21 protein-coding genes and 1 tRNA gene are annotated in these 22,591 nt (G+C 48.3%); 11 read left to right on the top strand and 11 right to left on the bottom strand.

Features of this window, described 5'->3' with window-relative positions:
• Positions 1 to 144 precede the first annotated feature (144 nt).
• Positions 145 to 1,800 (top strand): ATP-binding protein, encoded by a 1,656-nt coding sequence (locus ACLVWU_RS11150; protein ID WP_413574775.1) that lies wholly within the window; start codon positions 145 to 147, stop codon positions 1,798 to 1,800.
• A 106-nt stretch (positions 1,801 to 1,906) separates the two neighbouring features.
• On the opposite strand, the gene ACLVWU_RS11145 is transcribed toward ACLVWU_RS11150, so the two are convergent.
• Complete coding sequence (locus tag ACLVWU_RS11145; protein WP_413574774.1) at positions 1,907 to 2,371, bottom strand: hypothetical protein; 465 nt, start codon at positions 2,369 to 2,371, stop codon at positions 1,907 to 1,909.
• Between the two features lie 140 nt (positions 2,372 to 2,511).
• Here ACLVWU_RS11145 and ACLVWU_RS11140 point away from each other — a divergent pair, with 140 nt between their 5' ends.
• From ACLVWU_RS11140 to ACLVWU_RS11130, 3 genes are all read left to right on the top strand, one after another.
• A complete protein-coding gene (locus ACLVWU_RS11140; protein WP_413574773.1) occupies positions 2,512 to 3,171 on the top strand; it encodes a TetR/AcrR family transcriptional regulator in 660 nt (219 codons plus the stop codon).
• Between the two features lie 71 nt (positions 3,172 to 3,242).
• Complete coding sequence (locus ACLVWU_RS11135; RefSeq protein ID WP_413574772.1) at positions 3,243 to 4,754, top strand: hypothetical protein; 1,512 nt, start codon at positions 3,243 to 3,245, stop codon at positions 4,752 to 4,754.
• An 8-nt stretch (positions 4,755 to 4,762) separates the two neighbouring features.
• Positions 4,763 to 5,683, top strand: coding sequence for a hypothetical protein (locus tag ACLVWU_RS11130; RefSeq protein WP_413574771.1), 921 nt, complete (start codon positions 4,763 to 4,765; stop codon positions 5,681 to 5,683).
• A gap of 99 nt (positions 5,684 to 5,782) precedes the next feature.
• On the opposite strand, the gene ACLVWU_RS11125 is transcribed toward ACLVWU_RS11130, so the two are convergent.
• From ACLVWU_RS11125 to ACLVWU_RS11105, 5 genes are all read right to left on the bottom strand, one after another.
• Positions 5,783 to 5,865 (bottom strand) — tRNA-Leu (locus ACLVWU_RS11125).
• Between the two features lie 107 nt (positions 5,866 to 5,972).
• Positions 5,973 to 6,497: a dihydrofolate reductase family protein gene (locus ACLVWU_RS11120; protein ID WP_413574770.1), complete on the bottom strand. Its 525-nt coding sequence runs from the start codon at positions 6,495 to 6,497 to the stop codon at positions 5,973 to 5,975.
• A gap of 35 nt (positions 6,498 to 6,532) precedes the next feature.
• On the bottom strand, positions 6,533 to 6,955 hold the full coding sequence (locus ACLVWU_RS11115) for a hypothetical protein (protein WP_413574769.1): 423 nt from the start codon (positions 6,953 to 6,955) through the stop codon (positions 6,533 to 6,535).
• Positions 6,956 to 7,030: 75 nt separating this feature from the next.
• Positions 7,031 to 8,452 (bottom strand): S8 family peptidase, encoded by a 1,422-nt coding sequence (locus ACLVWU_RS11110; RefSeq protein WP_413574768.1) that lies wholly within the window; start codon positions 8,450 to 8,452, stop codon positions 7,031 to 7,033.
• Positions 8,453 to 8,560: 108 nt separating this feature from the next.
• A complete protein-coding gene (locus ACLVWU_RS11105; RefSeq protein WP_413574767.1) occupies positions 8,561 to 9,310 on the bottom strand; it encodes an SDR family NAD(P)-dependent oxidoreductase in 750 nt (249 codons plus the stop codon).
• 211 nt (positions 9,311 to 9,521) lie between these two features.
• On the opposite strand from ACLVWU_RS11105, the gene ACLVWU_RS11100 reads away from it, so the two are divergent.
• Positions 9,522 to 9,683 (top strand): hypothetical protein, encoded by a 162-nt coding sequence (locus ACLVWU_RS11100; protein ID WP_413574766.1) that lies wholly within the window; start codon positions 9,522 to 9,524, stop codon positions 9,681 to 9,683.
• A 4-nt stretch (positions 9,684 to 9,687) separates the two neighbouring features.
• Here the strand turns inward: ACLVWU_RS11100 and ACLVWU_RS11095 are convergent, their stop codons facing one another.
• Complete coding sequence (locus ACLVWU_RS11095) at positions 9,688 to 10,128, bottom strand: OsmC family protein (protein WP_413574765.1); 441 nt, start codon at positions 10,126 to 10,128, stop codon at positions 9,688 to 9,690.
• A 185-nt stretch (positions 10,129 to 10,313) separates the two neighbouring features.
• Between ACLVWU_RS11095 and ACLVWU_RS11090 the strand changes: the two genes are divergently transcribed.
• Both ACLVWU_RS11090 and ACLVWU_RS11085 read left to right on the top strand, forming a co-directional pair.
• Positions 10,314 to 11,417: a calcium:proton antiporter gene (locus tag ACLVWU_RS11090; protein WP_413578789.1), complete on the top strand. Its 1,104-nt coding sequence runs from the start codon at positions 10,314 to 10,316 to the stop codon at positions 11,415 to 11,417.
• 124 nt (positions 11,418 to 11,541) lie between these two features.
• Entirely contained in the window at positions 11,542 to 15,138 is a 3,597-nt protein-coding gene (locus ACLVWU_RS11085) for a beta strand repeat-containing protein (RefSeq protein ID WP_413574764.1), read from the top strand.
• Here the strand turns inward: ACLVWU_RS11085 and ACLVWU_RS11080 are convergent.
• The 3 genes from ACLVWU_RS11080 to ACLVWU_RS11070 all read right to left on the bottom strand — a co-directional run bounded on the left by ACLVWU_RS11080 (position 15,135) and on the right by ACLVWU_RS11070 (position 17,837).
• Entirely contained in the window at positions 15,135 to 16,391 is a 1,257-nt protein-coding gene (locus tag ACLVWU_RS11080; RefSeq protein WP_413574763.1) for a glutamate-5-semialdehyde dehydrogenase, read from the bottom strand. The genes ACLVWU_RS11085 and ACLVWU_RS11080 overlap by 4 nt on opposite strands.
• Positions 16,375 to 17,160, bottom strand: a complete 786-nt coding sequence (gene proB, locus ACLVWU_RS11075; protein ID WP_413574762.1) for a glutamate 5-kinase — start codon at positions 17,158 to 17,160, stop codon at positions 16,375 to 16,377. The genes ACLVWU_RS11080 and proB overlap by 17 nt, the downstream gene beginning before the upstream one ends.
• A 65-nt stretch (positions 17,161 to 17,225) precedes the next feature.
• Positions 17,226 to 17,837 carry a hypothetical protein gene (locus ACLVWU_RS11070; RefSeq protein ID WP_413574761.1) on the bottom strand — a complete coding sequence of 204 codons (612 nt, stop codon included), beginning with the start codon at positions 17,835 to 17,837 and terminating at the stop codon, positions 17,226 to 17,228.
• Positions 17,838 to 18,063: 226 nt separating this feature from the next.
• Between ACLVWU_RS11070 and ACLVWU_RS11065 the strand changes: the two genes are divergently transcribed.
• From ACLVWU_RS11065 to ACLVWU_RS11050, 4 genes are all read left to right on the top strand, one after another.
• Positions 18,064 to 18,834: a hypothetical protein gene (locus ACLVWU_RS11065; RefSeq protein WP_413574760.1), complete on the top strand. Its 771-nt coding sequence runs from the start codon at positions 18,064 to 18,066 to the stop codon at positions 18,832 to 18,834.
• 98 nt (positions 18,835 to 18,932) lie between these two features.
• Positions 18,933 to 19,613, top strand: a complete 681-nt coding sequence (locus tag ACLVWU_RS11060; RefSeq protein WP_413574759.1) for a carbonic anhydrase — start codon at positions 18,933 to 18,935, stop codon at positions 19,611 to 19,613.
• Between the two features lie 225 nt (positions 19,614 to 19,838).
• The gene (locus ACLVWU_RS11055) at positions 19,839 to 20,591 is read left to right on the top strand and encodes a TIGR02147 family protein (protein WP_413574758.1); all 753 of its coding nucleotides are present in this window, start codon (positions 19,839 to 19,841) and stop codon (positions 20,589 to 20,591) included.
• Positions 20,592 to 20,597: 6 nt separating this feature from the next.
• A complete protein-coding gene (locus ACLVWU_RS11050) occupies positions 20,598 to 21,275 on the top strand; it encodes a hypothetical protein (protein WP_413574757.1) in 678 nt (225 codons plus the stop codon).
• A 1-nt stretch (position 21,276) separates the two neighbouring features.
• On the opposite strand, the gene ACLVWU_RS11045 is transcribed toward ACLVWU_RS11050, so the two are convergent.
• Positions 21,277 to 22,485 (bottom strand): MFS transporter, encoded by a 1,209-nt coding sequence (locus ACLVWU_RS11045; protein WP_413574756.1) that lies wholly within the window; start codon positions 22,483 to 22,485, stop codon positions 21,277 to 21,279.
• Positions 22,486 to 22,591 lie beyond the last annotated feature (106 nt).

Genomic DNA, 22,591 nt, shown 5'->3' with positions numbered 1-22,591 from the left:
CAAATGAAGGGGGGCTTAGGGTCTGGAGCTGGAGGCAGTACTGGCATGAAGTGCAGTATTGTTTTTTATCAATAACCAACACTTAAAGGAGATAACAAAATATCTGTTTAGTAAACTGAATTGGATTGTTGTAATGGAGGGTTTATGGCTTACAGTAGTGGTGTTAAGCGTTTGGTAGAAGTCATTACGGAACTTTCCTCTGCGCGAAGTCTGGATCAAATAATGACTCTGGTGCGAGCGTCAGCTCGAGAAATCGCGCGCGCTGACGGGGCAACCTTTGTCCTGCGGGAGAACTCCCATTGTTACTATGCGGATGAAGACGCTATCAGTCCCTTGTGGAAAGGGCAGCGCTTTCCCATTGAATCGTGTATTAGCGGTTGGGCGATGATGAATAAAAAAGCGGTCATTATTAAAGATATTTTTCAGGATCCACGGATTCCTTTTGAGTACTACCGTCCCACATTCGTAAAAAGCCTCGCCATGGTACCAATTCGTCAGGACAGCCCCATTGGAGCAATTGGTGTTTATTGGGCGCAGGAGTATTCGCTTCCGCAACACCAATTAGAGCTATTGCAAGGGCTGGCGGATTCCGTTTCTGTCGCCATGGAAAATGTTAGTCTTTATTCCGATCTTAAAAAGAAAGTTTCTCAACTCGAATCCGCGAACGAAGCCAAAGACAATTTTCTTTTAACTGTTTCACATGAGTTGCGCACTCCTTTGAATGCCATCATCGGCTGGGTGGATATCCTGCGCGAAGATAAAGTGACCGACGATGATTATGACCAGGGGCTTGAAGTGATTCATCGCAATGCTCTGGCTCAGGCTCGCATCGTTGAGGATCTTTTGGATTCGACCCGCATCGTTGTGGGCCGCATGCGATTAGAGCGCGAAGAATTAAATGTTCTTGAGGTTATCAAAACAGTGATTGCTTCCCTTCAAGCGGAAGCCAATAAAAAAGCCATTCAATTGCATCTGTCCACCGATCTGCAGGAAGTGCCGGTGGTGGGGGACTCTGTTCGCTTGCAACAGGTGTTTGCAAATCTGTTGGTGAATGCTATTAAGTTTTCCAATGCCGGGGGAGAAGTCCTGGTGAAAGTTCTTCGTCGAGGACCGGGAGTGGAAATTCAAATCGAGGATCATGGAATAGGCATGTCCGAAGTCACGAAGAAAGGTCTGTTTGAGCGCTTTCATCAAGCCGACAGCACCTCGACAAGAAAATTTGGTGGTTTAGGACTGGGACTTTCCATTTCCAAGAATTTAGTGGAGGGACACAATGGCCAGATTCATATCGTCAGTGAAGGCGAGGGGAAAGGCACCACGGTAAAAGTGGTTCTGCCTATGATAGATAAGAACGCTGAGGAATTGGCGGATGCTCTTTCGGCCCATGCCCGCGATGCCAGTCAGCCGGAATTAAGACTGCGTGGAGTCCATATTCTGGCAGTGGATGATGATGAGGACAGTTTGGGGCTGATGGAGACGGTCTTACGCCGATCCGGTGCAAAAGTGGAGAAGGCGAACTCTGTAGAGGAAGCTTTGCGCTTATCAAGACTTTTTCATTTCGATGCCTTAGTCAGCGATCTGAGTATGCCTGAGGAAGACGGGTTTTCTTTGGTCAGACGGGTGCGTGCCGGACAGACTTCGTTAGAAAGAGCTATTCCCGCGATGGCGGTCACGGCCTTTAATGATCAAGACAGCCAAGACAAAGCCATGGCTGCGGGATTCAATCAATTCTTTGGTAAACCGTTTTCTCGCACAGATCTGGTTCACAGCCTGGAATCCTTCGTTTCTGCGAAGGGGTAGTGCAGTCTTGTCACCGCCACGGTGGCGGTGGATTTTGAGTATAAAAAAGCCACTCTCTCGAGTGGCTTTTTTGTGAAGGGGCTAGTTGTCGCGTGAGTAGATTTAATTACTCAGCGCAAATTGTTTCTTCTAGATTCAGATTTTTTAGAACGATAACAGCATCTGCTTCACCGCAAGTGTTGCTGGAAGCGACAGAGCCGCGAAGAGATTTTGAATTAGCATACAAGCCATTAACAGCTGAAGACAATTCAACCATGCCACCGTCACATTCAACGATGAAGTTACCTTCGCCAAGGTCAGCAAAGTGAATGGCGATAGTGTTGTATTCCATTGTCGCGGATTTAGCTTTCAAATTGAATCTTGGTGGAATGAATTCGCCATTTTCATCATATGATGGCTCTTCCAAAGTAGCTTCAATTTTCCATGCATTCTCAGATTTGTTAGTGCTAAGGGACTTGATCGTTGCTTCGCCACTTTTAGCTCTGAAACACATTTTGTCTTGAGCGAAAGAAGTTTGAGCGGACAAAGACATTGCTACTACTGCGAATCCCAACAACATTGACGTTTTCATAATTTTCTCCTTGCGGGCTGTGCCGCTTTGTTTTTAAGTTGTGGCAAATATATCCGCCCACAATGCGACGCGCCAAAAATTCTTCAGGCTATGTCGAAATAACGTTGTAAGTAACTGTTTTTAGTCAATAATTTATATATATGAGAATCCCTAAAGATGACCTGACTTACACGGTTTTTAGCGAAATTTATCTGCGCATGGATGACCCCAAGGGCAAGCGCAAGGCCTTTTTGATTTTAGAAAGCGCTTTAAAGCTTTACGCGAAAAAAGGTTGGGATCAGGTATCAATGCAGATGATCGCGCGTGATACGGATCTTTCAAGAACTGCATTACTTCATTACTTCAAAGATCCTGCTGAGCTTCGCATTTTTGCCATCAAATATGTGCGTCTTCTTTTTCAACGATTCGCTATCGACGCGATGTCGAGTGTGAAGACTCCTGACAAGATGCTCGAAGCCTATGTGCGTTCGTGTTTTAAGTGGGTGGATTCTTCGCGTTTGCATGCGCAAGTTTGGCTTTCCTTTGTCACCACCTGTGTGAATACCAAACAGAATCGCGCGCTCAATACAGTCGCCGTAGAGGCGGGGAATGATCGCATTGCTGCATTACTATCGGCGGGAAAGGCTGCAGGCTTTTTCACCTGCGATAATCCCCAATTGGCAGCAACAACGATCCAAGCCCTCATAGCCGGGGGAATGCTTTGCTATGGAACTGAGGACTCTAAAGATGAAGGCAAGGGGTTGATCGAAGGCCTTGTTGCCCAGGCCTTTTTTGCAGCTGGAGCGAAGCCTCGCGCTTAAGCCACCCCAGCATATGCTTTGCAATCTCTAAAGGGCAGAGTCTGCTTTAGGACTCTAAAGAGGTTAAAGCAATGGCCATAGCGACATACTGTCGAACATTTAGACACTTGGTAAGCGTCCTTACGCTGGTAATTGCCTGCGCAGCAGAGGCCAGTCCCATTGCCTGTGAAAATGTCTTTGCTACCACAATCACTCGTCCTGAAAATACCAAGTATCAACTCCTGTGGAGGGACGCCCGAACGCGGGACCTGCAGTCTCATGAGATTCCGGATGTAGCGTCTTTGAAACCTGAATTGGAGCAGCTTCAACGTTCGATTTTTTCCAAGAAATCAAATTCTAAGACGAAATTGTTTTTTACAGATCAAACTTCTGCCCAAGCCAACGTCGAAAGAATTCCCATTTCGAATTACGTAGGGCGCTCGAATGGTTCTGATGTTTACAGCACCACTTACTACGAAAAAACCACCTATCGACGTGGCCCGCTTTTTATTGAAAAGCACGAAATCAAAGTACACGAGGGTCTGCCAAAGCAAGTTTTGAAAGAGCTGGATAAACTGTCTGAAGAATATGGCTGGGATAAAGGCGAACTTAGAAGACGTATCTTCAATGATATTTCAAATTACGGCTCTGTAGGTGAAATCAATAATAACCACTTGTGGATCGCAATGGACCGGGCGAATATCGCCGGGAAACAACTTCTGGATGAAAGCTTGGGAGACGTTCTTAAGTTTTCTTTAGGGCAGTACGAGCGCAGAAATTGGACTCCCGATTTCATCGACCAACTTATTGCCAAAGCGTTCTCTGCCCTTACAAAAACTGACTATGTTGTCGTCAGGGAAGCCACCGCAAATAACACTCCTGGAAAAATTGTGGGCAGTATCGGTTACACTCGTTCAACTTATGCTCAGTACCGGTATTTCAATAAAAAAACAAATCGCTGGGAAGAACGTCTGAATGATTTGGATATTCGCTTCCTGCCTTCGAAGTCGTCACCTTTTAGCACCAAGGATTTAGGTTATACAACCAATTTAGAAGTACTGCCCATGGAGGAATTCTTCGGTCCTCATTATGAACTGCCACGCCCTGGATTGGTTGATTACGTCCATGACGGAAGATCCGCAATACCTCCGATGGTGGAAGATGCTTTAAGAAATTACATGCATGCGGATACGACAAAGCCCTTTGCCATTTATACCGGACAGATTTTTGAACCAGTGAAGTTCGCTATTTCCAAAGAGTCTGGACAACGCCGCGTTGGCTATTCAGCGATTTTGCTAGAGCTTTTCAGCAGTGTCTTTAGCTCAGATCGTCCTGCGCAGTTCAATGCCAAGGCTCAACGTCTTTATACTTATAACACCGCCGAAGGTGTTGTTATGTATAAGGGCATGGGCTTTAAAGACATGGGCCCAGAGTGGTCGCATGTGGATGCCGAGGGTGTTCAGTGGTTTGGCTTGGAATTAACCCCGCAAAAACTAATCGAAACAATCACCAACCCAGTCTTTATGAAAGGCCGGGTTGCCGAAGATTTTGCCAAAGAGTTTGAAGCATCAATCGCCAGAACATTGGAATCACAAAATCAATGAGGTATACGATGAAGCCCGCAAATCTATTGTTGCTAATGCTCTTAAGTTTCTGGGTAGTGAATGGCTACGCAGCGGGAGCTGTTAATTCTTGTGGCAGTGTATTTATTGAACAATCGAATAATACTGATTTTCTTATAGAGAAGCAGCTGGCTGAAGGCACGGTTGTATTTCAGCGGCCGGTTGGACAGGGGCTTTTCCGTGCGCGTTTTGTGGAGTATTCCAATGGCCTTGAAGGTGTCTGGAAGTCGGCGGTGAAATTTGGCGATATTGACACGGCAAATGCCGAAGTGGCGGCATATAAAATAGACAATTATTTGGGATTAAACTCGGTCCCGGTGACGGTGATAAGGACGCTCGACGGCGTTATAGGTTCTGTTCAGTACAGAGTGAGGGCGGTCAGAGATCATGTTGGCTATATCAGAGATCCCGCGCAGACGGGTTTATTGGATTATCTTATTGGAAATCCGGATCGGCATGGTGAAAACTTCCTACAGAGAAATGATGGTAAGCTGATTGCCATCGATCATGGTTTATCCTTTAAGAGAGTGAGCGAGCATTCTTTTAATGTGTTTCAAGGAAACCTCCAGGCTCTTGAGCAAAACTTGCTGGCTCAACAAAGGATTCAAGGTGAATTTGGGCTGGCAACTCTAAAGAAAGAGGCATCGCAGCTGCAATCAGAAATTAATGCCTTTTCTCCAAGTAAAGAGGTGGTCGACAAATTGCGTGCAACGACCGAAGAGGATTGGAAGCGCGTCGTTGGTGATAATATTAATATTGATCTAATTAATTCAATGATGGAAAGACAAACGATTCTTATTCAAGCCTTTGACAAAGCTGAACAGTTGATTGGAGTTGAGCGACTGTATCCAGCAGGGCCGGTATCTCCCTTATTAAAGACTGGGGAAGGTGTAGCCAACGGAGTGAATTAAGGAAGACACTGGGATTGCCAGTCGAAATCGCAGAGCGAATGGCCCGCCAGCCGAAGCTTCAGCGAAGGATTGCCTGCCAGCCGAAGCTTTAGCGAAGGATGGTGCGCCGGGGGGGACTTGAACCCCCACGCTTGCGCATACGCCCCTCAAACGTACGTGTCTACCAATTCCACCACCGGCGCGCACCTAGAAGAAAAGCTCGTGAGAGAGCTTATTAAGGGACTTCAACGATAACCTTGGTAAGCTTTGTCAGTCAATAGGGTGCATTGCGGCGCAGGCGGGCAGACTTCTATTTCACCGTATAGACGACATCGACGCAGGTGTCGCCGCGTTGGTTGATTTCTTTAATTTTGAAGGCCGTCTCCGTGCGGCGGGAGAAGAGTTTCTTTCCCTCGTTCAGAAACACAGCGACGGTTTGGATTTGCATCTCGTCTAACAGACCCTGGTCATGGAATTGGCCCACGAGCTCGCCTCCTCCAGCAAGCCAGACATTTTTTCCGCCAGCCAGACGGACCAGTTCCCGATGGTGGGGGCCCACGTCACCTTGAACAAAGCGAATGTCAGCACCTTCTATCAGCGGCAATTTTCGATGAGTGAAAACCAGGCAGGGGATCTTGTAAGGCCATGGATCTTTGTTGTTTTCCAGTAACCAGAGGTAAGTGGAAGCGCCCATAGCGATGGAGCCAACATCTTTCATGATATCTTCAATGAAACTTAAATCGGTGGGACCGTTTTTAAACAGCCACTCCAAAGAGTCGTTTTTGTCAGCAATGAATCCATCAAGACTTGAGGCCGCAAAGTAGATTGTTTTCATTTCTTGATGGTGAAGGGAAAAACCGGAGTCGTCAATTAGGGGCGTTTGCCTTTGCCGGCTGCGGGCATTCGCTCTGCCAGATTCTCCAGCTTCTTTCTTTGCTCGGGGCTCCAGGTTTTTAGAAAACCTTCTGGATCTTTCTGGGCTTGTTGAATCACTTGGGCAAGTTGTTCGGAACTAAGTCCCTTCATATTGCCTAAAACATCGGACGCAAGATTATATAGCTCTTGTTCGTTGGCAGAGTTGCCAGTCATGGACTTGATTTGTTTGGAAACTTCAGTCGCTTCTTTAGATCCGTTGATCATGCCCTGACGGGTCTGCGCATTTTTTAAATCCTGCTGGGTTTTTTCGATGGCAGCCATTGTGTCGTCGCTGTCATCAGCGAAGGCATAGGCGCTACAGAATAAAGAGGCGATAACAACGATGACGGCAATTGATTTACTGATAATCCCCAACATACTAAAACTCACTCCCGGGTTTGAGACAGGATAAATCCCTCCTCAGCTCGGGAACAGTTAAAACTAGTTCATGTCTCAATGTGGGATTTGAATAGGGTGGATGTCTTGCAGGCGCTTTAAGTACTGATCCACGTTATAGCGACCCATCCCGGTTCCGGTTTGTGCGGCTTTTAATAGCGCAGCCTTAAAGGAGGAATCCAAAAGCTCCAAGTCGCGCAGCGCGGGACTGTTCGAGTAGTCATGCTCTACTGCAAGTACGGCTTGTTGTTGAATCTTCTTTTGAACCAAAGCGGGTTGGGTCTGGATAAGCTTCAATGTATCGTAATAATCGGCGTTAATTGAATAACCTTCGTTGCGGTAGGCGCAGGAGAGTAGTTCTGCAAAACGTGAATCCCGGGAACTTAAGAAAAAGTTTTTTCGCAAGATCTGCATATCCTGTTGTTGAAGCTGGATCGATCTGTCCGCGCAAACCTGCAGAGTGTTCGGGCTCATCGCAACTACCGAGAATTTATAGTTGGTCTTATTGTCGATTTCTTTGCGGACACACGCGGCATCGCTAGCGCAGGCCTGGCGAATGCGAATAGCCACTTGCACGGCCTTGTAGGAATTCAGCAAACCTGCTTTGTTGGTTTTCGAGTAAAGCTGGTGAAAAGAACGCAGCGCCGTTCTTTTCAAAATCAACTCGGCATCACGGCGATTCAAAGTTGGAAGGAGTGCTTTTAGGTTTGCCACAGTGCCAGACACCATTGGAGTCGCGCCACTGGTTGCGCCAAATAGCCCTTGCTCGCCACGTCCGTTGATTGAAGCTTGATAGTCATCGGCCGGTGCCAGAATGTCGAGTTCCGAGGATTCCTGGGAGTAAACAGTTTGCAAGCCGCGGGGAGAGTATGAGCCCACAGAAATCACAGCGGAGGTGCGCTCGAAGTCATCAACAGGTTCTGGATGATCATTACCTGCGGCAAATACCCAGATGATGCCTTTTGCATCCATTTCTTCAGCCATTCGAGTCAGGCGCTCATCGGGCCATCCCATGGAATTGGAAATGATTTGCGGAGGCGTTGCCATCTTGCGAATTTCATCAATGGCGTTGATATAAAATGCGCCTGGGTAAACCTTGCGCAACTGAACATAGTCGACCAGTTCAGACATCGAGATCATGCCCGGGCCATTGATGATGTTGGCAACATTGGTTCCGTGATTGGCAGTCATATGTCGGCCGCGATCTGCTTCGCCATCGACTTGAATTTCATGATTCAATTGGATATGGGCTTTTTCAAAACCATTATCCAGAATCGAAAACGGCACAGGGGAGAGGCCCGGAATTTTCCTAAGCTCTTCTTTGACAAGATCCGCGCCCACATACTCCTGCGCCCAAAATGGCGAGAGTTTGCCACCTTCAACATCCAAGGCCGTACGGGTTTCCAGCTCCACAAAAGCATGGGCCGTGATCGAGGTAAGGGCTGTCAACAATAGTAGAAGGCTGCGAAGATTTCTCATCAGTTAGCATAAGTGCGATTCCCAGGCCACAGAGGGACGGTCGGAGGTCGCATATGTTCGAACTGAAGACTTAAAAATAGGCCTTTGGCGCTAGAGGGCCTACGCTGTTTACTTTTTAAACACCAGAAAGCCATCGTCGACCGGAACGGTGGTTCCGTTGATAGCTTGGGCAGCATCGGTGAATAAAAACGCCACCACACTCGCAACTTTTTCTGGTTCGATCAGTCGATTGTGCATGTGTTGTTTTGCCAGCATGTCTTTCATCGCTTTGTCGTCGCCTAAAATCGGAGTGTTGATGAAGCCTGGTGCCACGCCGACCACGCGAATGCCATGGGAGGCAAGTTCCAGGGCCGCCGTTTTACTCATCATCACGACCGCAGCTTTTGCGGCGTTGTAGTTAAAACTTCCTTCGGCAGCCATCGTTCCATAAATCGAAGCTGTGTTAACAAAGGTGCCTTTGGTCCCCAATTGCACCATCTTTTTAGCAGCGTAATACATTCCATAGTAAACACTGTGTTGATCCACTTCGATCACTTTTAAATAGGAGGCCGGATCCATTTCCAAAAAAGGTTTCACCAAGCCGATGCCGGCATTGTTGAAGATGCCATGCAGGGATCCTAATTTTTCGACAGCGAAGTCCACCATCTCTTTAACCTGATCAGCTTTTGAAACATCCACTTTAAACGAGTGGGACTGAACTCCGATTTCACGCAGCTCTTCAGAGGTTTTCTCGGCGCCCTTGTCATTAAAGTCTGCGCACAAAACCTTGGCTCCTTTTTTAGCAAGCACCACCGCCGTTTCGCGACCAATACCACTGGCCGCTCCAGTTACTATGATCACATGATCTTTAAGTTCCACATTGTCCCCCTAGTAAGGAATAGTTTAAAAGTGAGTGACGGGAAGTCACCGAAGAGTGGTGGAATTGTGGCGAATTACAGTACTGGCCTCTATTGGATTTGAGAGGGGAGTTTGTAGAAAATATCTGACAAGTTTTGGTCACTTCTGAATAATTTGTCCCGAATTGAGAACATGATTTCGAGTGGCTTTAAGCCCCGGTATACTAAGAGGCATGAAAACTCTGAAAATCATTTCCTTGAGTCTTTTGGTAGTTATGATGCTGGGTGGATATGCACTTATCAGTGCTTCCGCAGAGTACAGAGCTCAACAAGAATCAAAAACAATCGTTGTTCAAGTGAGCTCCAGCTCATCGTCTGTAGTTTCAATCGAATAACCAATTAAGCAAATTGCGCTTGTCCTGTGGCAACGGTCTCTCCATTGACCTGAACCGTATAAAATATTGGAACTGCTTTGGACAGCATCGCCGCCGTGCCGCTGTACTGATGCGTGGAGCGTTTCGCGGCTTCCGCCACTTGGGCAGCATCAACTGCCGGTCCTTTTACTGAATATGTTAAATCAATCTGCGTGAATATCTTGGGATGCTTTTCGGTGAGGCCAGCGCGTGCTTCCAAATTAAAACTTTCATACTGCACCTGAAACTTTGTCATCAAATCCACAACGTCAGTTCCGGTGCAGCCACACAATGCTGCCAGTACCAGCTCTTTCGGACTTGGTCCCACTGACTTTGCATCAGCAATGGCCACATCCAGGTCACCCTGCATTCCGCGAACTTCAAATTTAAAATGATGACCATCAATTCTGTGAACCTTTGCGCGCATAATAATTCCTTTTCTGTTTCAAAAGACTAACTGAAAACGGAAACGCACTCAAGGAGGTGCTTTCATCAGGACAGTTCAAGTTTTCTTTCGATGAACGTGATGTTCTAGTAAGGAATGACTTGACATAACTCACTGCTTTCTTGGAAATGAAAAAGTACATTTTTCAAACCAGGAGAGTTGCCGTGATGAATCTTTCTAGTATGCGCCTGTTCACTTCTTGGGTAACCGTTCTTGTGTATTTCGTGTTTTTGTCCTCGTGGATGACTACCGTAACATCGCCGCTCGCATTGGGCGTTTTGTTCGTTCTGTTTTTTGCAGTCATTTTGTGGGCCGCCTTCGGAGTTGTTCATGAGGCCGAAGTACTTGCGGAAGTTCTGGGTGAACCCTATGGAACTTTAATTCTGACATTATCAATTGTTATTATCGAGGTCGCACTGGTCGGTGCCGTGATGTTGGGATCGGGAGCTGCACCTACTATGGGGCGTGACACCATGTTTGCGGTTTTGATGATCGTAATGAACGGTGTCGTCGGTTTGGGACTCTTCATTGGCGGACTAAAACACCGCGAACAATCTTTTAATCTCCAAGGGGCCGCTTCGTATTTGTCAGTGCTGATTCCATTGACCTCTATTGCGCTGATCTTACCCAATTTTACGACTTCAACTGGTGAGGGTACGTTGTCGTTTTGGCAGTCCACTTATTTCTCGGTGTTTTCGATTGCACTGTACGGTGTTTTCCTGATCACGCAAACCGGTCGTCATCGTGCCTTTTATGTGCATCAAATTGAAGGCAAGGTGGATGAGGACGTCGATGCGCCACGACCACCGATCAATTGGAAAGAAATGCGCAAACACGTGATTTTGTTGTTGGCGAATATTTTGCCCATCGTTCTTCTTTCAAAAGGATTGGCAAAAATTCTGGATGCCGAAATCAAAGCATTGAATCTGCCGCTTGCCTTGGGCGGGGTGGTTGTTGCCGCCGTGGTGTTTGCGCCAGAAGGTATCAGTGCTTTGAAAGCTGTCGCCCGCAATGATCTGCAACGAACCATTAATTTGTGCTTGGGTGCTGCGACCTCAACCGTCGGCCTGACCGTGCCGGTGATTTTGGCAATCGGAATTATCACAGGACAAACTGTCGTGCTGGGGCTTGCTCCGCGCGAAATCACTTTGTTGGGTATGACACTGATCCTCAGTACGTTGACGTTCTCGAATAGAAGAACAACGCTGCTTGAGGGGACCGTGCATCTGGTGCTGTTCTTCGTTTATTTGGTATTGGTTTTTAACCCATAAAAATTTTTGTTTACAATAGTGCACCACTGGATCAAAGGCGAATGTTTTTGAATAAACTGTATCACACTGATACATGTTTAGATCATATGACCTAATTTTTACTCGCATAATTCCGATATGTTATGTGATGATTTCGCAAGTTGCACGTTTCATATTTATCCTGGTTATTGCTTGTGGGGGTAACGCCTTCGCAGTTGCGTGGAACTATGCCAATTCTCCTGGCACCTATGGTGATATCGAGTTCACCACGAATGGTACTCTGCCAGCCGGAACTTATACTTTCAATAATCTTACAATCAACTCAGGTGTGACTGTTACGATCTCAGGAAATACCTCAACCACTGAAGGTAGTGGTGTGATTATTTTTGCTGCCTCTGTAAATCATTTAGGAACAATCAATGGAACTTCACGGGGGTTTGGATCGCAAGCGGGACCGGGTGCGGGCCGAGCCAGTAGCTCCGGCTCTGGCGCCAGCCATGGAGGCCTGGGCGGTTGGGGTGGGGGTACTAATTCATTGCCACCTACGGTTGCCTATGGCTCGGCGATCGAGCCTACTGCCTTAGGGTCGGGTGGGGGCACAGGTGGGGGCACGGGCGGATCTGGTGGCGGCGCTATTAAAATTGTAGCTACCGGAAGCGTTAACATTGGCGGCGCCATCAACGTTATTGGTGGAGCCAATGGAACAGCTTGGGACGGCGGTGGCTCCGGTGGAAGTATTTGGATTGAAGGCGACACAATCACCGGCTCAGGTGCATTGAGTGCCAAAGGAGGCGCCGGCGGCGGCGCTGGCGCAGGGGCCGGTTCCGGTGGCCGTATTTATCTGGCTTATCAAACTTCAAACACTCACAGCGGTTCTTGGGATGTTACAGGCGGTGGTGGTACAGCCCTTTATGGCTCTGGAATTGTCGTCAAGAAGTCGGCGCCAACAAGTATGATCGTTGTTGTAAACTCCACTCTTTCGAATGGCACCTATACGTATAATGATATTACGATTCCAGCAGGTGTAACAGCCACAGTAACAGCATTGGGGTTTGCAGGTGCAAGTGGCCCGGGTGCTGGGACGAATGGTACAAGTGCGACGGGGGCGAGTCATGGAGGAGTGGGTGCAGGGAGTACGCCAGCCGCTGCTTATGGTAATCCCATAGCTCCCACTACATTTGGTTCTGGTGGCGGAAGAAATGGTGGAAGCGGTGGTGGTTATGGTGGTGGAGCCGTCAAGTTTGTGGTTGCCGGAACAATGACTGTTTCAGGAACTCTGTCTTCGGATGGTTCAGCGATTTCAGGTGACGCGTGGACTGCTGCGGGCGCTGGTGGTTCCATTTGGATTGATGCGGGAACCTGGGCTGGGGCCGGGACAGGTGTTATTACCGCGAATGGTGGTGCTTACGGCGGGGCTACAACCAGCGGTGGCGCCGGCGGTGGTCGAATTTACATTGAATACTCTGCAAAAACCTATACGGGGGCTGTGCCTGTTGCGAACAAGTCCGGTACCGCAGCGAATGGATCTGCTGTGATGGTGGATAGATCAAGTGGTTTATATAATTGCAGTTCACAAACGATCACTCTGGATGCCAGTGTTTTGAGTTCGGTTTCAAATATTTCAGTGACAGCGGCTTGTTCGTTGATTGTAAATGGAGATTTGTTTCCGGCATCGGTCACTGTTTCGGGCTCCGGTGCACAATTAACTGTGAATGGGAATTTACTGGTTACTGGCGCAATCAATCTTAGCAGCAGTGGAAACCTGGTAATGGGCAGCAACACGCTTTTGGGTGTTGGCTATGTTGTCTCCGCAGCATCAGTCACCGTGGGGGCTGGATCATCTTTGAATGCTAATGGTATGGGGTACAACAACGGCCTGGGTCCCGGTGCCGGTGGTATTGGAAACGCTGCTGGTGGTGGTGGTGGTTATGGTGGTGCCGGTGGTAATGGTAATAATGGCAGTGGCGGTTCCACTTATGGCTTTGTCATCAATCCGTATCACATTGGATCCAGTGGTGGTAATTCGACCACAGGTTCTGCAACCGATATTATTGGTTCCGCCGGTGGCGGTGCAATTATTCTGGTTGTTCCGGGTATTATTCAAAACGATGGCACCATCAGTGCGAATGGGGTGAATGGAACCTCTTATGTGGGTGCCGGTTCTGGTGGTTCGGTCTCGATCACCGCGGGAACGGTGCAAGGTTCAGGCTATATCCGTGCGAATGGCGGAGTCGCTTCAAGTATGCGTGGCGGCGGCGGCGGCGGACGCATTTACATTACTGCAGGAACCTGGAGTTTCACTACGGCCAATGTCACAGTGACAGGCGGTGGTGGCTTTGCTGCAGGGGCCGCGGGATCATTTCCTGGAGTTGTGACTTCAACGACAGCGACTGCACTGAGCTTCATGCAAACCCTGCAGACCTCAGTCCGCAAGAATGTCGTGCTGAATCCAGCCCCCATGGTGGTGGGAGTGGATGGTTCTGGTAAAATTGATAAGAACTTTTCCTCGACTGTCACGTTAAGTGCCTTTTCCGATGCGGCTTGTACGACTCCCGCGTCTGGCACTTTGACAAATTCCAATGCTGACAATCCATTGCAGTTTTCACCCATCAATGGTGTCGGGCTTTTTGCTGGAGTATTCCATAACACTTCACAAACCATTTATGTCCAGGGTGTGGCTGGGGCGTTAAAAACACCGTGTGTGCAGTTGTTAGTGGGCGGGGCGGTTGCGACGCAATTGGTTTTTACTACGCAGCCGGCAGATACTACGCAGGCAGGCGTGAATATGTCCAGAAATCCGCTGGTTGAAGCCAGAGATGCAGATGGTGTCGTGGATACTATGGCCAACGCTTCTACGATTTCAGTATATTCTGATGCAAGTTGCGCGACGTACGTTGGCACAATCTCGAGTTCAAGTTCCAATACTGCAGGGGTCACTTCGTTTTCATTAGTGAACTATACGACGGCGGGGAATTTTTATTTAAAAGCAAGTTCCACTAATTCTGGAATCACGGCAACTGGCTGCTCGGCAGTTTTTGCAATCACTCCCGGTGCTGCTTCGAAACTTGTCTTTACCACGAATCCTGGCGGAGCCGCGGCCGGTGCGAATTTTTCGCCGCAGCCGGTGGTGCAAATTCAGGATACCTGGAATAATCCTGTGACCACAGCTACGAACTCCGTATCCTTTGTTGTGGTCGCAACCAGTGGTGGCTGCGCAGGGGCCGCCAGTGTGACGGGAGGCACCTTTACTGGTGCGGGCCCTTACACTGCCTCAAGTGGGGAAGTGACAGGATCTGGGATGTCATTTACGAAAGCGCAGGCAGTTCGATTGCGTGCTTTCGCTACGGGATTGACGGCGGGCTGTTCATCGAATTTTACGATCACTGCCGGGGCACTCGCGAGTTACAACTGGGATGTTAGTCCTCCAACGACGGGATATACTAACACCAATTTTTCGAGCCCTGCCATCACTATTGGTGGTCTTGATTCTTATGGAAATGACAAGACACTGACAACAGGTGCGACTCTTTGGGCATATTCCGACGCTGCATGTACATCCACAGTGGTAGGTTTGTCAGCCAGTGGCGGATTATCAGCGGGCAATCAGGTTTATACAAACGTCAGATTCAGTCAGGTCGGAACTATCTATCTGAAAGTGTTGGATGGAGCTGTTGCTTCGAGCTGTTCTGCGGCCTTGGTCATTTCGTCACCATTCAAAGCGTGGTTTTTCCGCGGGTATTAACCACGGGTTTGACCGTGACCATCCACCAACCAGCGGGCATTGGTCAGTTCGCGCAAGCCCACCGGACCACGCACATGAAGTTTTTGAGTGCTGATACCCAGTTCGCCACCCAATCCAAATTCAAAGCCATCGGTAAATCGTGTCGAAGCATTCCAGTAAACCGCAGCCGCATCGATGTCCTGTTGAAAAGTGCGCGCCTTTTCTTCAGAAGCTGTGATGATGGCTTCGGAATGCTTGCTGCCATGCTTTTCAATATGTGCGATAGCTTCATCCAGATTTTTCACAACCCGACAATTCATGATCAGATCAAGGTACTCTGTATCCCAGTCCTCTGGGTTCGCAGGAGTTACACGCGCTTGACCTTTTAGTATCGTCAATGAAGCAGCGTCAGCGTGCCATTGCAGGTTCTTGCCACTGGTTTCCTGATAAAGCAGGGGCAGGAACTGCGCCGCCACTTTTTCATTCACCAGAACTGTTTCCAAAGCATTGCAGACCCCAGGTCTTTGCGTTTTTGCATTGGCAACAATTTTAGCCGCCATCGTAAGATCCGCGTCTTCCGCAACGTAAGTGTGGCACATGCCCCGGTCATTTTTAATAATCGGCATCAAAGCTGTGCGCTGAACGTAGTCGATCAACTTGTCGCCACCACGGGGAACCACGATGTCGATCATGTCTTTACGCTTTAATAGCTTCTCGACCAAGGCGCGATCGTAATCCTCCACGCCGTGAAATGGAGCTTGTGCAAAACCGCTGGCACCAAGGCTTTCGCGCATCAGGCGATAGATGATGGCAGCACTGTATTTGGATTCAGAACCGCCGCGCAAAAGAATCACGTTTCCAGATTTAAACGCCAAAGAGAAGGCTTCCAGAATCACGTTGGGCCGTGATTCAAAAATCATAAAGATCACACCCAGTGGGGCACGGACCTTTTTTAGCAAAAGACCGTTCTTCAAAGTGGATTGCTCAATCAACTCGCCCACAGGGTCGGGAAGGGCTGCCACCTGTTTAAGGCTTTCGATCATCCCATCGATGCGTTCTGCATTCAGAGTCAGACGATCACGAAAGGCTGCGGCGGTATCAGCAGGTAAAGCCGCCAGATCTTTTTTGTTTTCTTCAATAATTTCCTTGGCTGAGCTTGCCAAGCGTTCTGCAATCTTTAGTAAAGCCTGATTTTTTGCGATACTTGAAATCTTGCGCTGAGATCGGGCAGCCGCACGCAGATCCAGCAACGTCTGATCATTTAGAGAGTTCATGGCGTCCCCCAAATTGTGTTCCGATGCTGTCGCCCTGAGCGATGTGCAAAAGATTATTAGGAACGTCACCGCGCACCAGGTGAGTGATAATTTTATTCTTGCCGGCCGTTTCCGCCGCCAGAAGTTTTGAATACATCCCGCCGGTACCCACTTTTGAAACCGATTTACGATCTGCCAGAGTAAATTCTGCCTTCGTCACTTTCGGACGATAGCGAATCAAAGTGGCGTCGGGGTTTTTATTCGGGTCCGAGTCAAACAGCCCCTCTACATCGGTCATTAAAACCACGCGCTCGGCTTTCATCATGACAGCCACTTTTGCCGCCAAAGAGTCATTGTCACCGAATTTGATTTCCTCTGTGGCTACCGCATCGTTTTCATTCAAAATCGGAATGACTTTCCATTTTAAAAGTTCCGTCAGGGTGTTTTGCAGATTCTTGCTGCGAACCGGATCCTTCATGTCACCTGCAGTCAGTAAAACCTGGGAACCTAAAAGATTTGCGGACTGCAAAGCCAAAACGTATTGATCCATGACCAAAGGCTGACCGATAGCACTCAGAGCCTGCTTTTGCGGAAGCGTTCTTTTTGCGACTTTGAAATTGGTGCGGGCCACGGCCCAAGCGATGGCTCCCGAAGTGACCCAAATCACTTCAATGCCATATTTCTTTTTTAGCTGAGCCACTTGTAACATCCAGGCACGCATTAAAAGCGGTCCACCGTCACAAACCATTTTACTGCCAGCCTTAATAACCCAACGTCTTTTTTTAGCCATAACTCTTCCCCAGGTTTTAAAAAAACCTCTGTTAAGTCTAGGGGTGGGAAGGAGTGCTCAGCAATCTATTTTTTTGCGAGTTGCTGAATCAGAGAAGAAAGAATCGCCAATTGACTGTTGAAGTCCATGCTCGGAGCTGGAGCCGTCGCGGACGTCTGCTCCGGAAAATAGGGAAGATGCACAAAGAGGACCGGGATATTTTTTATTTTTTCGAGTGCCCGGAAGTAGACATAGTTGCAGACATAGCTTCCGGCCGACAGGGTCACACTCACCGGAGCCTGTTCCTGTTTTGGATTTTGATGGATGTCGTTCAAAGTATCGCGAAGTTCCTCTACCGCCAAAGGGGTCATCAATGCAGCGGGAGCGGAAGCACTTATGGAGCGAGCAGGGATGGCAGGATTTCTGTGGTCTGGTTTTTTATTCTCCATCCAATTGTGGGCATAGCGCTCAAGGCAAATATGACTGCGACCGCCGGCTTGGCCCAATAAAATCACAGCTTTAAAATCCCCGGTATCCCAAAATTTTTCCAGCTCTGTGAACGCCAGCTCAAACTCCACCGGTAGTATCAGGGAGGTCACTTGTGGCAGGTTCTGCGCCAACGCCAAAGCGAGTTTTTCAGAAGGGTTGATGGCTTGATCGCCGAAGGGCTCAAAGCCTGTGACCAGTACATGTTTCATGCCTTTCAGTATGCAACACCTTTCAAGTGTTGGGAATAAGTTGTGGTGCTTTTAATAGCCAATATAGAGGTTATTAAGTCGAAATAATTTGTTTATAGATCCGCCCAAGGGAACAAGGCGTAAGGAACTCTATTTTAGTCTCAGTTTGAATTCGAAGGTTCTCTGTACTTTACCTCACATAGCAGATTTTGCTAAATTTAGATTCAGACACCAAAAGGGGAATCCATTGAAAAAGCACGTTGTTGTACTATTGGCCCTTCTTGCCGTGGGCTGTGCGCAAAAGCCTGTAGTAAAAGAACCAGAAATCGTAGCCAGCTGTTTTGCTGACGGCGACAAACAGGATATGTGCAAAGCCGAACGCACTAATGAAAAAAATGAGATCGTGATCACGCGTTGTATTGGTCAGACCAATCGCAACGCCCTGGCCAGTTTGCGTGGCAAGTGTGTGGAGCGAATCTGCACCAAGGGTTCCAATAACGACTGCCAGGTTCGTGGAGAAATCGCGGTGCTGGATCAGTACTCCGAGCTAGTTCGTGCGAAACACTTCGCTGAAGAAGAAGACGATGCAGCTCCTGCACCGAAAAAAATCGCCAAGTTTAAAAAGAAAAAAGGCAAAGGTGCTATAAAGGCGGAAGCTCAGGAACTGGATGTGGATCCAATGGCCGAGTTGCCAAAGATGCCGGAAAAGCCAGAACCTGTGGTTAAAAAAGCTCCACCTAAAGCCGTTTCTCAGGAACCGGCAGAGCCCGCTCCAATCAACGTGACCTTGAAAGCAGATTCGGGCCCAACTAAAGGAGCGTCTTCCCCAAAGCCGCGCAAGCCGGCCTCAACGGTGGCTGCAGCAGACGGCTTCAAAAAAGTATGTGTCGCTAAGACAGATCAAAATGCCCCCGAAACTCTGCGGGGCAAGTGTGCGACCCGTAACTGCAGTGATGGAAAATGCACCTTTGGTGGCCGCAAAGAAATGTTCGATTACGTTGCTCGCTCTGGAACTTAAGGCTCAGCCCCACCTTCATGCATTCTGACGCAATGCCATGCGTCAGAATGCAAAGCCCAAATTGTACAATTCCTCTCTTGGGATTAAAGCATTATCCCATGACGCAAGAATCTCTTCTTACCAAAAAAGAAATTTTGAAAATGATGGTCGGGTTCCGCAGATTCCGCGAGCGCTTCTTTAAGGAAGAGCAGCAGCACTCTGTGTACGATAGTCTGTCCACTGGTCAAAGTCCCAAAACGTTGATGATCGCCTGCAGTGATTCCCGCGTGGATCCAGCGATTCTTTTCTCATCTTCGCCGGGGGAGTTCTTCGTCGTTCGCAACGTGGCCAATCTGGTGCCGCCATTCGAGTCTGACCGTGGTTTTCACGGGGTTTCCGCCGCCATCGAATTTGCTGTCGTAAATCTGCAGGTCGAGAACATCGTTATTCTGGGTCACCGTCAGTGCGGTGGTATTCGCTCTCTATTCCAGCCAGAAGTGATTCGCGAAGGTGGTTTCGTTCAACAGTGGATGAGTATTGCTGAAGACGCTAAAAACCGAGTTCTGGCAGCGCACGCTCACAGTGATCTGGATCAGCAGTGCCGCGAGTGCGAGAAAACTTCCATCGTTACGTCATTGGATAATTTAAGAACATTCCCGTTCATTGATTTCGCGGTGAAAAACCGTGGTCTGCAATTGATCGGTGTTTATTTTGACCTGGAAAACGGACATTTGTCGTTCTACGACGAAGTCACCCAAGCTTTCCGTGAGCTTGAAATTTCCAAAGTTCACAATCCATAATTCTGCTGTCTGGAGTTACGTGAGAACCGTGACTCCAACGGGATTAAAATCCAAACAAGATATTGACAGCAAGCTCCAAGTTCTAGATATTCCACCACATTCCACGTGTGTTCTGATGGCGTTTCCTCTTAAATTTACGACTCCATTGGAGTCAGAGCACCACGGCAAGAGCATTGCGCCGGTTACATTATTGAAATAGTTTTTTTCGCCATGGGGAACACTTCAATGAAAAAAACATCAGAGCTTTCGAACTTCTTTAACGAGATTTTTTTGGCCCGCAGGCGAAAGAATCCTAAATACTCAATGCGTGCATTTGCTCGCGATCTTTCGCTGACGCAAGGTCGTCTGTGGGAGTTGATCCATGGGCGTTACATTCCAGGGTCAAAAGTCACCGAACGTATCGCTGAGCTACTGAAGCTGGCTCCTGAAGACAAAGAGCGCATGCAATCCCTGATTGCCACGGCAAAGGCGCAACCGACAAGCACTCTGCGCTCTATTTCAAAAGATGAATTTGCGATTATTTCGGACTGGGAGCATCTGGCAATCTTCAATTTGATATCCACGAAAGGCTTTGATCACACGATCAATAGTATAGTGAATCGTTTGGAGATCTCTATGCTTCAAGCAGAAGGTGCCCTGAGTCGCCTTTTGGATGCGGGTTTGATTGTGGATGAAGGTGGAAAGTTTGTTCCGGCATACACCAACGTCAGCGCGCCGACTGAAGTGCCTTCAGAAGTGATGCGTGAATTTCATCGTCAGATGATCGGGCGTTCTGTGACATCGTTGCATCGCGATCCGGTGGATACCCGTAGTATCACCAGTATGGTGTTTCCGGCGAATGTAAAGAATCTGGCAAAAGCTAAAAAAATTATTTTGGATTTCAATGTGCGCATGGCCGAGTTAATGGATAAAGGCGACACAACGGAAGTGTACAGCCTGGCAGTTCAATTGGTACCTGTAACGGTATCCGGAAGGTAGATAGAAATGAGAAACTTAGTGAAGAGTCTTTTGTTTGTAGGTTTGTTGGCTTTGCCAGCGTTAAGTCATGCGTGGACATTTGTGGGTAATGCGGGAAATGTCGTGATCTGTGGAAATCGGGTTGTGGGTTTCTATGATCGCTTTGAATTGGATTTGCGCTATGGCTGGCAGTGGGAGTTGGCGCCGCTTGATTTGCCCAACAAGTCCCAAATCCCTGATGAAGTTATTCTTGCACTGACTTACCTGAAACGCATTGAAAAATTGCATCCATTTCTTTATGCAACTTTATCAGCTCACGTGAATTCCTTCTATGAGGAAGCAAACTTCGTAAAAGGCTATTTGCCGAATGTTCTGGATGACGCCGGAGTTGTGGTTTTACCAAGCAAGAATTGCTCTTTGGAGTTATTGGTGGTGCAAAAGCCGGTGTCATATCCGAAGAAATCCCTGTACACGATCAATAGTTTCTATTGGAAGGCTTTGAATAGCCAGGATCGTGCGGCGGCCATTCTTCACGAGGTGATCTATCGCGTGGCTTTGACCCGTGGTAAGGCACCACGCTCTTCAGAGGGCATTCGTTTGCTTAACGGAATGATCTTGGCAAATGAAGTTAAGAACATGACTGAAGCGGAGTTTGCGGAACTTACACGCTTGATCTTCACAATCAAATCCAGCGACCAGAAGTAGATTATTTTTTGCGAAATCCGGTGATCCACTCGGTTAAAAAGTAAACCAATGCGATTGCCGGAAATAAAGCTCCCACTTTGGTTGTTAAATCCCAACCACCCTTCGAGTAGGCCCAGGCTCCTGCATAGGAGCCAATGGAGCCGCCGACGAAAATAATTGCGACATAAAGTCCATTCAGACGTCCACGATATTCCGGGCTAAGGGAAAAAATCGCTCTTTGCCCTAAGACTAAAGTGGCTGTGATGCCTGCATCCAATAGAATTGCTGAAAAAACCAAAACTCCCAAAGCTTTGAATGATCCCGGCTCTAGCAAGTGAGTCACGCCAAAGGACGCGATCACAGATAACATCGCGACGATCGTGGCCTGCGTGGTAAAGCCGCGGTCAGCAAGCTTTCCTGCGTAGGGTGCAGAGATCGCTCCAGCAACGCCAGCAAACGCGAATAACGCTATCGCTGATTGGGACAGGTGATAGGTCGGACTCATCAAGTACAGCGGCACCGCGGTCCAAAATAAGCTAAAAGCGCCGAACATGCAGGCCTGATAAACACCGCGCCGACGTAATACCGGCGTGTGAATTAGGAGTCTGCCCATCGAGGCTAATAAAGCACCGTAGTGCAAACTTTGTGATTCGGGTTTTCGCTGTGGCAAAAAGCGGTACAGAATCACCGCCATCACCAGCATCAGTGTCGCTGACAGAAAAAACACCGCATGCCAGGAAAACATATCCGTCAGTAAACTTGAAATCGGGCGGCTTAGCATGATCCCTAACATCAAGCCACTCATCAGGCTACCGACCACACGTCCCCTGTGTGATTCTGCAGTCATGTGGGCGGCATAGGGAACGACGATCTGCACTGCGGAAGTGCCGACTCCCAAAATCAAAGCGGCGGAAAAATAAGGTGCGACGTGAGTAGCCACTCCCAAAGCCAAAAGAGCCAGGATGGTCAGGCCCATTAGGGTCAGAATCAGCTTTTTGTTTTCAACCAGATCCCCCAGGGGGACTAAAAACAAAACTCCCAGGCCATAGCCAATCTGAGTCAGCGTCACAACCAGGCCCGCGGACGAAGTCTGAATTCCCAGCGACTGACTGATCAGAGCTACCAAGGGCTGTGCATAGTACAGATTTGCGGCGATAATCCCCACAGTGAAGCCTAAAAGCAGAGTGATGGTTCTTGCGGGGACGGTCGGGGAGGATTCTGAGTGTTGCATAGATCTGTTATACTCCTGTTCGATAAAGAAAAGAGTCTTGATGCGCAGCGCATTCGCTCTTTCTATAGTCCTGAAGAGATGCAAGATCAGGGAAAACCTGATAAAT

Source organism: Bdellovibrio sp. HCB290 (genome assembly GCF_047305925.1).
Lineage (GTDB): Bacteria > Bdellovibrionota > Bdellovibrionia > Bdellovibrionales > Bdellovibrionaceae > Bdellovibrio.
This window is presented reverse-complemented; position numbering and strand designations above follow the sequence as displayed.

Bases quoted from the DNA above. Each gene is read 5' to 3' on its own strand.
- ACLVWU_RS11115 (WP_413574769.1), bottom strand. From the start codon at position 6,955: ATGTTGGGGATTATCAGTAAATCAATTGCCGTCATCGTTGTTATCGCC.
- ACLVWU_RS11050 (WP_413574757.1), top strand. From the start codon at position 20,598: ATGAGAAACTTAGTGAAGAGTCTTTTGTTTGTAGGTTTGTTGGCTTTG.
- ACLVWU_RS11150 (WP_413574775.1), top strand. From the start codon at position 145: ATGGCTTACAGTAGTGGTGTTAAGCGTTTGGTAGAAGTCATTACGGAA.
- ACLVWU_RS11080 (WP_413574763.1), bottom strand. From the start codon at position 16,391: ATGAACTCTCTAAATGATCAGACGTTGCTGGATCTGCGTGCGGCTGCC.
- ACLVWU_RS11145 (WP_413574774.1), bottom strand. From the start codon at position 2,371: ATGAAAACGTCAATGTTGTTGGGATTCGCAGTAGTAGCAATGTCTTTG.
- ACLVWU_RS11110 (WP_413574768.1), bottom strand. From the start codon at position 8,452: ATGAGAAATCTTCGCAGCCTTCTACTATTGTTGACAGCCCTTACCTCG.
- ACLVWU_RS11060 (WP_413574759.1), top strand. From the start codon at position 18,933: ATGACGCAAGAATCTCTTCTTACCAAAAAAGAAATTTTGAAAATGATG.
- proB (WP_413574762.1), bottom strand. From the start codon at position 17,160: ATGGCTAAAAAAAGACGTTGGGTTATTAAGGCTGGCAGTAAAATGGTT.
- ACLVWU_RS11100 (WP_413574766.1), top strand. From the start codon at position 9,522: ATGAAAACTCTGAAAATCATTTCCTTGAGTCTTTTGGTAGTTATGATG.
- ACLVWU_RS11120 (WP_413574770.1), bottom strand. From the start codon at position 6,497: ATGAAAACAATCTACTTTGCGGCCTCAAGTCTTGATGGATTCATTGCT.
- ACLVWU_RS11070 (WP_413574761.1), bottom strand. From the start codon at position 17,837: ATGAAACATGTACTGGTCACAGGCTTTGAGCCCTTCGGCGATCAAGCC.
- ACLVWU_RS11095 (WP_413574765.1), bottom strand. From the start codon at position 10,128: ATGCGCGCAAAGGTTCACAGAATTGATGGTCATCATTTTAAATTTGAA.
- ACLVWU_RS11140 (WP_413574773.1), top strand. From the start codon at position 2,512: ATGAGAATCCCTAAAGATGACCTGACTTACACGGTTTTTAGCGAAATT.
- ACLVWU_RS11055 (WP_413574758.1), top strand. From the start codon at position 19,839: ATGAAAAAAACATCAGAGCTTTCGAACTTCTTTAACGAGATTTTTTTG.
- ACLVWU_RS11045 (WP_413574756.1), bottom strand. From the start codon at position 22,485: ATGCAACACTCAGAATCCTCCCCGACCGTCCCCGCAAGAACCATCACT.
- ACLVWU_RS11130 (WP_413574771.1), top strand. From the start codon at position 4,763: ATGAAGCCCGCAAATCTATTGTTGCTAATGCTCTTAAGTTTCTGGGTA.
- ACLVWU_RS11090 (WP_413578789.1), top strand. From the start codon at position 10,314: ATGAATCTTTCTAGTATGCGCCTGTTCACTTCTTGGGTAACCGTTCTT.
- ACLVWU_RS11135 (WP_413574772.1), top strand. From the start codon at position 3,243: ATGGCCATAGCGACATACTGTCGAACATTTAGACACTTGGTAAGCGTC.